Below are 13,091 nucleotides of genomic sequence, written 5' to 3'. Positions count from 1 at the left end.
TATAGAATTAGAACAGTTAGGAGGTACTCAAGTGTTCATCCAAATCGAACCGACTTCAGAAATACCGATTTACGCACAATTGGCTTCCCAATTAATTGAAGCGATTGCTTGTGGCAAGCTGGTAGGCGGAGATGCACTACCGTCCGTTCGGTCATTAGCAGCAGACCTTGGCATGAATATGCATACCGTCAATAAGGCCTACCATGAACTTGAAAGAAAAGAAATTATTCGTATTGTTCCTAAGTCAGGAGCTATCGTAAATACACTTTCACAAAATGGAATTCGAACAGTTCATCTTGAAAGGATTTCCGCAGAAATTAAACCGATTATAGCGGAAGCAATTGTGCTTGGAATGGGTGCAGAAGACATTAACAAACTTGTTTCATCTATACTCGTCACTATTAAGGAGGAATAAAGAATGGTAATCACTATATTTCTTATCATTATCGGTTTTATCTTTGTACTGCAATCTGCCATGCCATTTTTATTGAAACGGACCATTGCATTTGGAGTCACCATTCCAGAAGGTCATACAGACGATCCAACAATTGCTTCATTTAAGAAAATATATGCTGCAACTATTTTCATTACCGGTCTCGTCTCACTGATTGCGTATTTTATTTGGACGAAAAACAGTAACCTGACGGAAGAGAAAGTTATGTTAACCGGATTAGCGATTCAGTTTGGGATCATCTTTTTGAGCATGGGACTCTATTTTTACTTTCACGCAAAAACAACACATTTAAAACGGTACAATGACTGGGGGCAAAATTTAAAACAAGTCCGGATCACTGATTTATCAATGCGGGCAAAAGACGAAATGCTTCCTTCATTTTTCTATGCATTGCCAATGATCATTACGGTTGGTCTAATTGCTTATACTGCTACACAATACAATAGTATGCCCGATATGATTCCAACCCATTGGGGGCCGAGTGGTCAGGCGGATGCCTTTAGTAGAAAAACACCTTTTTCCGTGATTGCCCTTTTGCTAATTCTCTTGGTTATGCAAGGTATGATGCTTGGTATCAATGCTTTCACAAAACAGTCAGGCATCAAATTAAATGCCGCAAAACGACAAACGTCTCAAATTCAGCAATTGTCGTTCCGCAAATATACAAGCTGGTTTTTATTTATGACAAGTGTACTCATTACTGTACTTCTCGGATTCCTGCAGCTTACAACAATCCATGAAGGACTCGGCAATGCAGCACTCATGCTTGCATTACCGTTAGGTTTTTTATTAATCATTCTTATTGTAACAGCTATATATGCATTCAAAGTCGGGCAGAGCGGTTCACGGATCGATGTCGCAATGGAAGATGATTCTATTGCAGGTATAACTGACGTTGATGACGATAAATTTTGGAAAGCGGGCATCTTTTATGTGAATAAAGACGATTCCTCCATTTTCGTTGAAAAAAGATTCGGCGTTGGCTGGACAATAAACATGGGGAACCCCATCGGATATATCATCATTTTGTTACCATTGATGCTTATCTTAGCTATCACTTTCCTATTATAATAATAAGAGCAACAGAAAAACCACCTTGATACATCTGATTTTTCTGTTGCTTATTTTAGTTATGCGGTCCATTGGTGAATGCTAGTGTAGGATTCTACTTCTCAAAACTTTTTCCCATACTCTTTCTACCTATTCCAAGCAATAAAAAAACCGCACAAGGCGGTTTTTAAATTATTTTATTCAGCTGAAAATACTTGTACTATGAAGCGGCTGCAATCTTGCTTTTGGGTCGACGTAGGCTTTTGCGTGATTCACTGCAATCGGAGCTTCACCGAGCCCGACAGCAATCAACTTCACTTTGCCATCATAATTCGTTACGTCTCCTGCTGCGTAAATGCCTTCAATGTTCGTCTCCATACGCGTGTTAACCATGATTGAGTTTCGATCCATCTCAAGACCCCAATCTTTCAAAGGTCCAAGTGATGAAATATTACCGTAGTTAACAATTAAATGATCCACCTCAAGACGTTCTTCGGTCCCATCTTTTTCGGCTAAGACAATCCCACTGACAGTACCGTCTTGCCCTTCAATCGCTTTCACCGCGCGAGAAGTTTTCACGTCCACTTTCGATTCCATCAGTTGATTAACACTCGTTTCATGTGCCGTAAAACGCTCACGACGATGAACGAGCGTCACTGTGGAGGCGATATCCTCCAACATGAGTGACCAGTCAACTGCTGAGTCCCCGCCACCACAGACGAGCACATTTTTATCCTTAAAGATTGTTAGATCTTTAATGCTGTAATGAAGCGTGTTCCCTTCAAATTGTACTTCTTCAGGAAGGCCTATTTTACGTGGTTGAAATGCACCGATTCCAGCTGTCAAAAGAATAGTGCGTGTTAAATGGACCCCTTTATCCGTTTTAAGTATGAAATGATCTCCGTCACGTGTTGCTGATAATGCCGTTTCTCCGAGAAGGATTTCTGGTTTCGCATAATGAGCCTGTGTTACCAGATTCGCGACGAAATCTTTCGCAAGGATTTTCGGAAATCCGCCTACATCATATATATCTTTATCGGGATATAGTTCAATCAGCTGACCCCCAAGCTGGGGCAAGCTATCTATTATTTTCACCGACATTTCTCGCATTCCAGCATAGAACGAAGCAAAAAGCCCTGTTGGCCCTCCCCCGATAATTGTAATATCAACGATTTCGTTATTCATATGCAAACACTCCAATTAGATTAGTCTCGGAAAAAGATTTCTTCTCTTTATCCACTCTACACATTATCTAACAAATTACAATAAAACACACACAATCTGATTTATACATTACCAGTCTCCGAAGAAGACGGTTTATTTCGCAATATCTATAAATACTGCTTATTTGGTTTCAGTATCATTCTTTTTATTCAGTATATTGTTGACCGTGAGAGCAGATGAACTGGAAGCTTTACAGCAAAAAGAAATGCAGAAGGCCAAAAAGGGACTTCTCTTATTATAGCCATTGCCGAACAGACAAATTGGCTGGCTTCAAAGTGCTACCATTGCAGCTACTCGCGCTGGCGGTCACGGGAGAGAGTTTGCCGTTGTTGCTAAAGAAGTACGTAAATTGGCGGAGCAGTGGAAAAAACTAAGCAACCAAAATTGAAACGATGATGGATTCCATTCGGGAAGAAACAGCGAAAGCAGTTCTTTCCATAGAGGATGGAAGCCGTAGTGTCGCACGAACTGGTTATAAATGAAGAAATCTCTTCAAGCTCTCAAGAACTCGCCTTAGTAGCAGATAGTTTACAAAAAGAAATCAACAGGTTCCAGATTTAAGGAAAGAAAGGCGCAATACACTTGGAGTCTAGACATTTTACCAGGTTAAAAAAACTTATACTTTCCTTTTGAAAAGGCCTGTACACATATCAAATGTGTACAGGCCTTTACTAATTACTATTCGCGATGTGTTCTGCAATACTCAAGAACAATTGCTTTCTCATCATCTTCCAATTCGAAATCAAGAACTTTCTCACTTGAACGCTCAAAGAAATGATAAGAGGCAATCCGACCTTCATCCTCGTCAATTGCAAAGATTACTCGAAGACCGGTCCCGCCTTCAGAATAAAGCTCATCTTCCTCGTCAAGATTAATATATAATCGGTATTCAAAACGTTCTCCCGCAATGATCCCGGTAGGATCGTTAATTTTTTTGATAATGTACTCAGTAATTTCCATAGTAATACCAACCTCTCACTTACAATTTTGGTTTCCCCGGCTCTAAAGCCACTACACCCCATCATACATCATTCAACACAAAAAGGGGAAACTTTGGCCCTAACTTTTCTTTTTGTTAAGATTTTTTAAACCTTTTAACTTAAGAGGCAACAGACTTATAACACAAATCACTAGCCCTTCCTTTCATATGTGTAAACCTGATTTCATGGTTTTTTCCTGTTCCAAAAGTATATTGTACCCCTATATCCAACTCCTTTTTCGATAAATTGGATAAAATACGAAAATTTCTTTTGCAATATTCCTGAAATTCGTGAACAATAGAAACAGTGAGTATATCACTAGTAAAATTTCAGGGGGAATCATTTTGGTTAAATTTGAAGACTATCAATACGCAAGGCCTGATATGAAAGAAGTAAAACTAGATTTTAGTGCGTTGTTGCAGGAATTCCGTTCCGCAAGTTCTTATGACCAGCAAAATGAAGTCATTGAGAGGATTAACACAATCGGCAAAGACTACTCGACAATGGCCAATCTTGTCTATATCCGCGCTTCCATTGATACAAATGATGAATACTATCAGAAAGAACGCGATTATTTCGATGAAATCGGACCGGAGTACCAAGAACTTGAAACCGCTTACTATAAAGAGCTTGTCTCCACTCCTTACAGAGCACAACTCGAAGAAAAATGGGGAACTCAACTATTTGCATTGGCTGACAACTCCATAAAATCATTTTCTCCAGAAATTGTTGGCATGCTGCAAAAAGAAAACAAACTAACTTCTGATTACTCGAAACTTGTTGCCTCTGCACAAATCGATTTTGACGGAAAAACACTTACATTAGCTCAAATGGGCCCTTATGCAGAATCAACGGACCGTTCCATTCGTAAGTCAGCAATGGAAGCTACCTACAAATTCTATGCCGACAATGGTGAAAAGTTTGATGAAATTTACGACCAACTTGTTAAACTCCGTCATGAAATCGCGACGACACTTGGTTATAAAAATTTTGTCGAGCTTGGTTACCTACGAATGGACCGCATCGACTATGATGCAGATATGGTTAAGAAATTCCGTGATCAAGTACGCGACCATATCGTGCCGCTGGCAAACCGACTTTATAAGCGGCAGGCTGAACGTATAAACGTTGAGGAGTTGAAGTTCTATGATCAGTCCCTAGACTTCCTTACAGGCAATGCAACACCTCAGGGATCTCCTGAATGGATCATTGAAAACGGCAAAAAAATGTATGCTGAACTTTCACCTGAAACGGATGCCTTTTTCAAGTTCATGACGGACAAGCACTTACTTGACATCGAAGCGAAAAAAGGAAAAGAAGCAGGCGGCTATTGCACATTCATCGATAATTACGATTCGCCTTTCATCTTCTCTAATTTCAACGGAACGTCTGGTGATATCGATGTGTTAACACACGAAGCCGGACATGCATTCCAAGTGTTCTCTAGCCAAGATATTGGTATACCTGAATATATGTGGCCTACATCTGAAGGTGCTGAAATTCATTCGATGAGTATGGAGTTCTTCACATGGCCTTGGATGGAACTTTTCTTCAAAGAACAAACCGATAAATACAAATTCGCACACCTAAGCAGTGCATTGCTCTTTTTACCCTACGGTGTCGCAGTCGATGAATTCCAGCATGTCATCTATGAAAATCCTGAAATGACAGCTGCAGAACGAAAAGCAGCATGGAAAAAGATTGAGGATATCTATCTACCTATGCGTGATTACGATGGCATTGAATACTTGGAAGCAGGGGCTGTTTGGCAGCGTCAGGGTCACATTTATGAAAGCCCATTCTATTATATCGATTATACGCTTGCCCAAATTTGTGCGTTCCAGTTTTGGAAACGCTCATTCGAAGACCGTGATGCGGCATGGAAAGATTATTTACATCTTTGCACACTCGGTGGTTCAAAGTCGTTTACAAAACTAGTTGCCGAGGCAAACTTAATCTCGCCTTTCGAAGACGGCTGTGTGGAGTCCGTGATCGGAACTATTGAGTCTTGGCTCGATTCGGTTGATGATAAAGCACTTTAAAACAAAGAACGAGGCTATCCCAGTACTTTAGGATAGCCTCGTTCTTTTTCTTACTTACCTACAATTTTAAAAATCACATTAACCCGACAGCATTCCCTTGTGAATCGATATCCATCTGCAGTGCTGCAGGCGTTTTCGGCAATCCCGGCATCGTCATAATATCTCCCGTCAGGCAAACCAGGAATCCAGCCCCAAGTTTCGGAATAATTTTCCTGACAGTAATCGTAAACCCTTCAGGACGCCCGAGTATTTTTGGGTCATCCGAGAATGAATACTGCGTTTTAGCCATACAAATCGGCAAGATGCCCCAGCCATTTTTCTCGATATCTATGAGATCTTTAAGTGCTTGATCTGTAAAAATAACACCCATTCCACCATAAACTTTTTGAACAATGGTTGTAATTTTATCGCTTACGGACTGTTCTACATCATAGAGCGGAGTAAAGTTATTTGGTTCATCTAGAAGCTTTATAACTTCCTGCGCCAGAGCGATACCGCCTTCACCACCACGTTCCCAGACATCCGTAAGCGCTACTCTTATTTCATTTTCCTCACACCATTCAAAAATGATTTCCAGTTCAGCAGCAGTGTCTGTGATGAATTTGTTCAACGCAACGACAGGCTGAACACCGAATGCACGAATAGTATCAATATGCTTTGCTAAGTTTACGATTCCATCTATAACCGCTTGAACATTTTTACTCGCAAGCTGGTTTTTCGGTACTCCGCCATGCATTTTAAGTGCACGCACTGTTGCTACAATAACAACAGCGTCGGGTGAGAATTCGCCTTGGCGTGCTTTTATATTCATAAATTTCTCCGCACCTAGATCTGCTCCAAACCCTGCTTCTGTTACAACGATATCGGCCAGTTTACGTGCAGTATTTGTTGCAATCAATGAGTTACAGCCATGAGCAATATTTGCAAAGGGTCCACCGTGAATCAGCGCCGGGGTTCCTTCAATCGTTTGCACTAAGTTTGGTTTAAACGCTTCTTTCAGCAGGAGTGCCAATGCTCCTTGCACGCCAAGGTCACGCACGGTTACTGCCTCTTTGTCATACGTGTAACCAATCACGATACGCGCAAGTCTCTCTTTCAAGTCTTGCAAACTTGTCGCCAAACAGAACACTGCCATAATTTCAGAAGCAACTGTAATATCGAAGCCCTCTTCCCTCGGAACACCTTGCGCAGGCCCGCCGAGTCCGATTGTTACGTTACGTAAAGCACGATCATTCATATCCAAAACACGTTTCCAAGTAATTCTCCGCGGGTCAATCCGGAGCAGATTTCCTTGGTGAAGATGATTATCTATCAGTGCACTGAGCGCATTATTCGCAGTTGTAATTGCATGGATATCACCGTTGAAATGCAAGTTTATTTCTTCCATCGGCAACACTTGGGCATAGCCACCGCCTGTAGCCCCTCCCTTCATCCCCATAACGGGTCCAAGGGATGGTTCTCTTAATGCAATCATTGTTTTTTCTCCGAGCTTTGAAAGGGCGTCAGCAAGCCCTACGGTTACAGTTGACTTCCCTTCCCCCGCCGGCGTTGGGCTGATTGCTGTGACAAGAACCACTTTTCCCTCCTTGCTACTTTCGGTTAACTTTGTTATATCAATCTTTGCTTTGAATCTGCCGTAAGGTTCAACTGCCTCTTCGGGTATGCCTGCTTCCCTTGCTATCGTCCAAATCGATTCCATTGTGGCTTGTGATGCTATTTGTAAATCAGTCAGTGGTGATATTTTTTCTGTCATACCTGTCCCACCTTTCTTTGTTTTAAGTATACCGTATCTATGTCTAATGACAGTTAAAATTCCGCAACTTTCGTTCGACATGATTATTCAGATGAATTGCTACGTTACCTTGTTATTCGCAGTACCACTTTTCCAAACTGCTTACTCTCTTCAATATAATCGAATGCCTCTACTGCGTCGTCCAACTTGAACACTTTGTCGACAATTGGATGCGTCCCGTATTTTTCGACATGCGCAATCATATCACGCAGTTCTTCCCGACTTCCCAACGTAGAACCGAAAAGCTGGTATTGTCCGTAGAAAAACGCCCGTAAATCCAAGTCAACCGTATCGTCAGTCGTTGCGCCGAACACGACAATGCGCCCGCCTTTTTTCAATATACTGAGTGAACGGTTAAACGTCGCCCGGCCTACACTTTCGATAACAAGGTCAATCGTCTCTCCCTCCAGTTCCTTATTCCAATCCCCATTCGTATCAAGGGCAAGATCCGCACCAAGTTGAAGCGCCTGCTTACGCTTAGCTTCACTGCGTGAAGTAACAATCACACGTGCCCCAATGTTTTTAGCGAACGCAATAAGATATGTGGCTACTCCGCTGCCAGCACCTGGGATGAAAACTGTATCGCTTGCTTGCAATCCTCCTTTGGTAAAGAGAGCACGATAGCCTGTAAGACCTGCTAGGGAAAGAACTGCTGCCTCTTCCCATGACAAGTGAGCAGGTTTCCTTTCAATCTGTTCAGCCGAAATGGCAATCTTCTCCGCAAACGTCCCGTTATCAGGCATTCCTAAAATATCAAAAGAAACCGGCGGCGCCTCACTATTTTTAAACCAACGCAGCGAAGGATTAATCATTACTTCATCCCCGACCGCAAACCCCGTTACCCCTTCGCCTATTGTATCGATTACTCCCGCCCCGTCAGATCCCAATATCAATGCTGGCGCTTCATCTCCTCTTCGTCTAGGTATGTATAAATCGCGACGATTCAACCCAGCCGCCCGGATCGCAACAACGACCTCACCACTTCCCGCAATCGGTTCTTTCATATCGTTTAGTTTCAACTGCCCGAACTCATGAATAAATGCTTTCACTTCAATCAGCCTCCCTTAAATACGTACCTCCTTCATCATAACTGAATGATTGGTACTTTTCATACTCTTCCAAGTAGTTTAGGAAGTGTTTTTTAAAAACAAAAAACCTCCATTCATTATTGAACGGAGGTTACGCTTATTCAGTTTTTCTCAAGGTTACAACGACTATTTCCGGCTGATTAAATAGCCGTACCGGAATGATGCTGTTGCCAAGACCCCGACTGACCACTAAGTGACTGCCATTCTTTTCATGGATGCCCGAAGAGTATTTTGGAAACCAGCCCTGACCTGGAGAGATAAGACCACCGATTCCGGGGATTCGAAACTGGCCTCCATGGGCATGGCCACTGAACGTCAAGTCGATCTCCTGTTCAGCGTATACATTAAATTGTTCCGGTCTATGTGACAAAAGAATTTTAAACATATCATCAGGTACATTTTCAAATGCTTTTTCAATAGATAGCTTAACAGCTTCGTCATCTTCAAGCCCGCTTGCCAGCGGGTCTTCTATGCCGCCTATTGCTATTGAGCTATCCGGAAACAGCGTAATCACATCAGCTTCGTCAGATAAGACCCGGACACCCAGATCTTCGAGGGCTTCATGAATACGTTCCATATCCTGCGTAGCAATTTCATGATTTCCTGTTACGTAATAGATTGGAGCGACAAATTGAAGTTCTTCAATAAGAATCAGGCTTTGTTCAAGATTATACCGATTGCTATCGATAAAATCGCCAGTAATGAATATCGCTTGAGGTGTAATCATTTTCACTCGATTGACAACTTCCGAGTGATTGTCACCAAATTCAGCATCATGCAAATCAGAAATCTGGACGATTCTGTATGTGTCGTAAGCATCAGGAATCTTGTCCGACACGATTTCATACCGCGTTACTCCAACAGTCGCATTTCCTTTGTATATGACAAAGCTAAGAAGACCAATAATGAGTAAGATGAAAAACCATTTACGTCGGGGCGGCTTCTTTAGTTTCGTTGTTTCCATTACATCCAGCGTTTTTTTAACTTTGCAAGCTCTAAAAGTTCAAGCACTTCTTTCTTCGGCAGTTCTGTCAATATACCAAGCATTTCAAGCTCTGCACGTCTTCTGCCTTTTCCGCTTCTATATTGTTCTTTGTGTATTGCATCTAGTTCTGCATAAAGCTCCGCTGTATCGCTTTTCTCTATCTCTACTACTTCGGTGGTAATATTTTCCCTTAACTTGTCGTAAAGCATATCTACATTTGTAGAACTTGAACCCTTAAATGGCTTTGATGTCTTCGCATTACCAAGAATTAGTTCATCGGTTGAAACATTGAACCGTTCAGAGATTTTTGCTATCCATGCTGCTGAGGGTGCATTCTTCCCTTTTTCCCAATCTTTAATACGACTTGCTGATGTTCCAATAGCTGTTCCGAACGCCATCATTGACAGTCCACGTTCTTCACGCAATTTTTTTAACCGTACACCAAAGTCTTCCTTGTTCCAATCGTTCACTTTGACGCCTCCTCAAAACTTATATACTAACTCTATTATTTTTTATTTGAAGGCTTCTGTCAATCTATTTTTTGATTTTTCTATAAAACAATTAATAACCTGTTTTTTGTCGTGTATAATTTTCTTCATTCTTTGCTAAGTATGCAATAATAATATCTTCATTTGAAAAACCGAGTTTTTTGGCGATGGCTCCATAATGAATCCAGACTTGCTCATAAGCAGCCATGGTAAGTTCATTCAAAAAGCGGTGAATCACAGCTGTCGTCTCTAGAAATAAGTGTGTCAATTCCCCTTCAACTTCACCCTCAGGCCAGTTTGTAAGTGTATGCAGGTTTTTCTCAATACCAAGCGAAAGAAGAAAATGAATCGAATCCACATACTCTTCGAGGATAACAGCATCGTCCGAAGGTCCTTTCGTACTCCAAAATTTAAAGCAACGGGTTTCATTAGCAAGTTCCGCTAATTCGACTAGGAGTGCCAGTCCCTTTTCTTGAAAAACATCCGTCTGTTTCTCTCTGTTATTTTGGATAAATAAATCGAGTTCACGCTGCATGGCAAATAGTTTTGACAGTTCCATAAAAAAACCTCCAATTAATTTAAATATAGTGAAACTATTTAGATGGGTCGACCGTATAGGATAGTATCTATTAAATAATAAGGGGGGATCTGTTATGGGATTAATGATCCGCTTTGTCATTATTGCCTTTATCATTTATTTTTTCTATCGGGGGATTCGTTATTTAACGGACCCAAAACGCAAGCTTGATGATGCATATGCAGTGGAGAAATATTACTTTTACGATGAAGTGAAAAATGTGCGGAAAAACTTTTTCATTACGTATAAAGGCGCTATGTTTGAAGGTGAAAAATATTTGGGCACGACGGATGATTCAATTGACGTCATATCTATCTTCGTCTGGGTGAAAGATGACACAAAACTTCAAGGTTTTACAAAAGACGATTTTCATTTCCTCGAATCTGAGATCCTATCCAACTATCCTAACGCAACGATTAGTTGGAAAAACCCTATCGAACAACTAATGGAACAACAGTAAAAGTCCGTGGTATATACGGGCTTTTTTTTACGCCTCAACTATTCCTGGCAGGGAGACGCCAAGAAGAAAGAGTACACCGATTCCATAGGCCATCGCCAATATCAGAAAGCCGACCCGAAAAGATGTATGCCTCGTTTTATGACGGAAAACTTGCATTCCAAAATAAGCACCGATGCCTCCACCAAGCAGCGCCAGAGTCCATAAATCCTTTTCAGGAATACGCCGGCCTTTTCTTTTCGCTTGACGTTTATCATAACCCATCGCAATAAATGCCCAGATGGACATGATGGCAATCCACCCTAGAATTGTCGTTTGCAAGTGCTATTCCCCCTCTTCTTTTCTTCATTTACATTTTACACTGTTTAGCCGTCACAAAGAAATAATATACTAGAATAATCCTATAAGACTGGGTGAGAAGATACGACAGAATTCATGAACACTACGACAATCCTTGATAATTCCATAACCAATAATCCCCTAATAAAAAAGCCGCCTCGCACCCAGATTAGCTCTGGGCCGTTTGGCGGCTTCTATTGAAGTTCTTATTTTGCGATTGATTTTTTTGCTACATCTGCAAGTTGTGTGAACGCTTGTGCGTCAGTCACCGCAAGATCAGCAAGCATTTTACGGTTAACATCGATGCCAGCTACTTTCAAGCCGTGCATAAGAGTGCTGTAAGAAAGACCGTTAATACGTGCAGCCGCATTGATACGTGTGATCCAAAGTTTACGGAATTCACGTTTCTTCTGACGACGGTCACGGTATGCATAGTTGAATGATTTCATTACCTGTTGGTTTGCTACCTTGTAAAGTCTATGTTTTGAACCAAAGTAACCTTTTGCTAATTTCAATACTCGATTACGACGCTTGCGCGTCACTGTTCCACCTTTTACGCGTGGCATAGTTCATTACCTCCTGCTTTTCTGTCCGATTGTGTTTTTTGTTATTACATGTATGTGATCATTTGGCGAATACGTTTGAAGTCGCCTGAAGAAACGAGTGAAGCTTTACGCAGGTGGCGTTTTGCTTTCGTCGGTTTGTTTGCAAATAAGTGACTTGTGTAAGCACGGCCGCGTTTCAATTTACCAGAACCGGTTTTTTTGAAACGTTTCGCTGAGCCGCGGTGAGTTTTCATTTTTGGCATGTTCTGTTCCTCCTAAATCATTCATTCTTACTCTTTTTCAGCAGTTGGTGCAAGCACTAAGAACATGCTGCGACCTTCCATCTTCGGTCGTTGTTCAACCGTAGATACATCTTTGCACGCTTCTGCGAAACGGTCAAGGACGCGCTGCCCGATTTCCTTGTGCGTAATCGCACGTCCACGGAAACGGATAGAAGCTTTTACTTTGTCGCCTTTTTCAAGGAACTTGATAGCGTTCCGTAGTTTTGTCTGGAAATCATGCTCATCGATCGTCGGGCTTAACCGAACTTCTTTAAGCAGAATGATTTTCTGATTTTTACGGACTTCACGATCCTTTTTCTGCTGCTCAAATTTGAACTTTCCGTGGTCCATGATACGAGCCACTGGGGGTTTCGCTGTTGGAGCTACAAGGACAAGATCCAAATTCGCAAGAGCGGCAATTTCTAATGCCTCAGTGCGTGTTTTGATTCCGAGCTGATCGCCGTTGTGATCGATAATGCGCAGCTCGCGGGCACGGATGCCCTCATTTACGTACATGTCTTTGCTAATAGTAATCCACCTCCGGATATTTCTCGAATACATGGTTTGGGTATGCCGTCCGGTTGGGACGGTCCCACAGGTCCATCCAATAAAAAAAGGTAGACAAATTGGATTTGTCTACCCGCGTATGTGTACGTGCAAATGCACGGCACTTCACTCATGTGTTGACCTGTCAACAACGTCTAGGCGTCGAGCAGGTGAGAAGCGGGTAGCCTCTTCTTATACCACAAACTGTATTCAGTCATTACTAACCTTAATTACTTTAACATG

16 protein-coding genes are annotated in these 13,091 nt (G+C 41.7%); 5 read left to right on the top strand and 11 right to left on the bottom strand.

Annotation, left to right across the window (positions count from 1 at the left end; genetic code table 11):
• Nucleotides 1–31: 31 nt before the first annotated feature.
• Both MKZ11_RS12590 and MKZ11_RS12585 read left to right on the top strand, forming a co-directional pair.
• Nucleotides 32–415 carry a GntR family transcriptional regulator gene (locus MKZ11_RS12590; RefSeq protein ID WP_340794769.1) on the top strand — a complete coding sequence of 128 codons (384 nt, stop codon included), beginning with the start codon at nucleotides 32–34 and terminating at the stop codon, nucleotides 413–415.
• A gap of 3 nt (nucleotides 416–418) precedes the next feature.
• On the top strand, nucleotides 419–1,525 hold the full coding sequence (locus tag MKZ11_RS12585; RefSeq protein ID WP_340794768.1) for a DUF1648 domain-containing protein: 1,107 nt from the start codon (nucleotides 419–421) through the stop codon (nucleotides 1,523–1,525).
• Between the two features lie 180 nt (nucleotides 1,526–1,705).
• Here the strand turns inward: MKZ11_RS12585 and MKZ11_RS12580 are convergent, their stop codons facing one another.
• On the bottom strand, nucleotides 1,706–2,689 hold the full coding sequence (locus MKZ11_RS12580; protein ID WP_340794767.1) for an NAD(P)/FAD-dependent oxidoreductase: 984 nt from the start codon (nucleotides 2,687–2,689) through the stop codon (nucleotides 1,706–1,708).
• Nucleotides 2,690–2,972: 283 nt separating this feature from the next.
• Here MKZ11_RS12580 and MKZ11_RS12575 point away from each other — a divergent pair, with 283 nt between their 5' ends.
• Nucleotides 2,973–3,116 (top strand): methyl-accepting chemotaxis protein, encoded by a 144-nt coding sequence (locus MKZ11_RS12575; protein ID WP_340794766.1) that lies wholly within the window; start codon nucleotides 2,973–2,975, stop codon nucleotides 3,114–3,116.
• Between the two features lie 290 nt (nucleotides 3,117–3,406).
• Here the strand turns inward: MKZ11_RS12575 and MKZ11_RS12570 are convergent, their stop codons facing one another.
• On the bottom strand, nucleotides 3,407–3,688 hold the full coding sequence (locus MKZ11_RS12570) for a DUF6509 family protein (protein ID WP_340794765.1): 282 nt from the start codon (nucleotides 3,686–3,688) through the stop codon (nucleotides 3,407–3,409).
• A gap of 364 nt (nucleotides 3,689–4,052) precedes the next feature.
• Between MKZ11_RS12570 and MKZ11_RS12565 the strand changes: the two genes are divergently transcribed.
• Nucleotides 4,053–5,750, top strand: a complete 1,698-nt coding sequence (locus MKZ11_RS12565) for a M3 family oligoendopeptidase (RefSeq protein WP_340794764.1) — start codon at nucleotides 4,053–4,055, stop codon at nucleotides 5,748–5,750.
• 73 nt (nucleotides 5,751–5,823) lie between these two features.
• Here the strand turns inward: MKZ11_RS12565 and MKZ11_RS12560 are convergent, their stop codons facing one another.
• From MKZ11_RS12560 to MKZ11_RS12540, 5 genes are all read right to left on the bottom strand, one after another.
• Nucleotides 5,824–7,503 (bottom strand): formate--tetrahydrofolate ligase, encoded by a 1,680-nt coding sequence (locus tag MKZ11_RS12560; RefSeq protein ID WP_340794763.1) that lies wholly within the window; start codon nucleotides 7,501–7,503, stop codon nucleotides 5,824–5,826.
• 104 nt (nucleotides 7,504–7,607) lie between these two features.
• Nucleotides 7,608–8,591 (bottom strand): zinc-binding dehydrogenase, encoded by a 984-nt coding sequence (locus MKZ11_RS12555; protein ID WP_340794762.1) that lies wholly within the window; start codon nucleotides 8,589–8,591, stop codon nucleotides 7,608–7,610.
• A 136-nt stretch (nucleotides 8,592–8,727) separates the two neighbouring features.
• Nucleotides 8,728–9,594, bottom strand: coding sequence for a metallophosphoesterase (locus tag MKZ11_RS12550; RefSeq protein ID WP_340794761.1), 867 nt, complete (start codon nucleotides 9,592–9,594; stop codon nucleotides 8,728–8,730).
• Nucleotides 9,594–10,085: a helix-turn-helix domain-containing protein gene (locus MKZ11_RS12545; RefSeq protein ID WP_340794760.1), complete on the bottom strand. Its 492-nt coding sequence runs from the start codon at nucleotides 10,083–10,085 to the stop codon at nucleotides 9,594–9,596. The genes MKZ11_RS12550 and MKZ11_RS12545 overlap by 1 nt, the downstream gene beginning before the upstream one ends.
• 91 nt (nucleotides 10,086–10,176) lie before the next feature.
• On the bottom strand, nucleotides 10,177–10,662 hold the full coding sequence (locus MKZ11_RS12540) for a dUTP diphosphatase (protein WP_340794759.1): 486 nt from the start codon (nucleotides 10,660–10,662) through the stop codon (nucleotides 10,177–10,179).
• 94 nt (nucleotides 10,663–10,756) lie between these two features.
• Here MKZ11_RS12540 and MKZ11_RS12535 point away from each other — a divergent pair, with 94 nt between their 5' ends.
• The gene (locus tag MKZ11_RS12535) at nucleotides 10,757–11,140 is read left to right on the top strand and encodes a sigma-w pathway protein ysdB (RefSeq protein WP_340794758.1); all 384 of its coding nucleotides are present in this window, start codon (nucleotides 10,757–10,759) and stop codon (nucleotides 11,138–11,140) included.
• Nucleotides 11,141–11,167: 27 nt separating this feature from the next.
• On the opposite strand, the gene MKZ11_RS12530 is transcribed toward MKZ11_RS12535, so the two are convergent.
• The 4 genes from MKZ11_RS12530 to infC form a co-directional block, all read right to left on the bottom strand.
• Nucleotides 11,168–11,458, bottom strand: a complete 291-nt coding sequence (locus tag MKZ11_RS12530; RefSeq protein ID WP_340794757.1) for a DUF1294 domain-containing protein — start codon at nucleotides 11,456–11,458, stop codon at nucleotides 11,168–11,170.
• 224 nt (nucleotides 11,459–11,682) lie between these two features.
• Entirely contained in the window at nucleotides 11,683–12,042 is a 360-nt protein-coding gene (rplT, locus tag MKZ11_RS12525) for a 50S ribosomal protein L20 (RefSeq protein WP_340794756.1), read from the bottom strand.
• A gap of 44 nt (nucleotides 12,043–12,086) precedes the next feature.
• Nucleotides 12,087–12,284 carry a 50S ribosomal protein L35 gene (gene rpmI / locus MKZ11_RS12520; protein ID WP_179392201.1) on the bottom strand — a complete coding sequence of 66 codons (198 nt, stop codon included), beginning with the start codon at nucleotides 12,282–12,284 and terminating at the stop codon, nucleotides 12,087–12,089.
• 27 nt (nucleotides 12,285–12,311) lie between these two features.
• Nucleotides 12,312–12,818, bottom strand: coding sequence for a translation initiation factor IF-3 (gene infC, locus MKZ11_RS12515; RefSeq protein WP_149580720.1), 507 nt, complete (start codon nucleotides 12,816–12,818; stop codon nucleotides 12,312–12,314).
• Nucleotides 12,819–13,091 lie beyond the last annotated feature (273 nt).

Source organism: Sporosarcina sp. FSL K6-1508 (assembly GCF_038007465.1).
Lineage (GTDB): Bacteria > Bacillota > Bacilli > Bacillales_A > Planococcaceae > Sporosarcina > Sporosarcina psychrophila_B.
The sequence above is the reverse complement of the archived record's forward strand: the minus strand, read 5'-3'. Positions and strand labels throughout refer to the sequence as shown.

Coding starts and splice junctions, on each gene's coding strand:
- MKZ11_RS12550 (WP_340794761.1), bottom strand. CDS start 9,594: ATGGAAACAACGAAACTAAAGAAGCCGCCCCGACGTAAATGGTTTTTC.
- infC (WP_149580720.1), bottom strand. CDS start 12,818: ATGTACGTAAATGAGGGCATCCGTGCCCGCGAGCTGCGCATTATCGAT.
- MKZ11_RS12560 (WP_340794763.1), bottom strand. CDS start 7,503: ATGACAGAAAAAATATCACCACTGACTGATTTACAAATAGCATCACAA.
- MKZ11_RS12535 (WP_340794758.1), top strand. CDS start 10,757: ATGGGATTAATGATCCGCTTTGTCATTATTGCCTTTATCATTTATTTT.
- MKZ11_RS12585 (WP_340794768.1), top strand. CDS start 419: ATGGTAATCACTATATTTCTTATCATTATCGGTTTTATCTTTGTACTG.
- MKZ11_RS12580 (WP_340794767.1), bottom strand. CDS start 2,689: ATGAATAACGAAATCGTTGATATTACAATTATCGGGGGAGGGCCAACA.
- MKZ11_RS12540 (WP_340794759.1), bottom strand. CDS start 10,662: ATGGAACTGTCAAAACTATTTGCCATGCAGCGTGAACTCGATTTATTT.
- rpmI (WP_179392201.1), bottom strand. CDS start 12,284: ATGCCAAAAATGAAAACTCACCGCGGCTCAGCGAAACGTTTCAAAAAA.
- rplT (WP_340794756.1), bottom strand. CDS start 12,042: ATGCCACGCGTAAAAGGTGGAACAGTGACGCGCAAGCGTCGTAATCGA.
- MKZ11_RS12570 (WP_340794765.1), bottom strand. CDS start 3,688: ATGGAAATTACTGAGTACATTATCAAAAAAATTAACGATCCTACCGGG.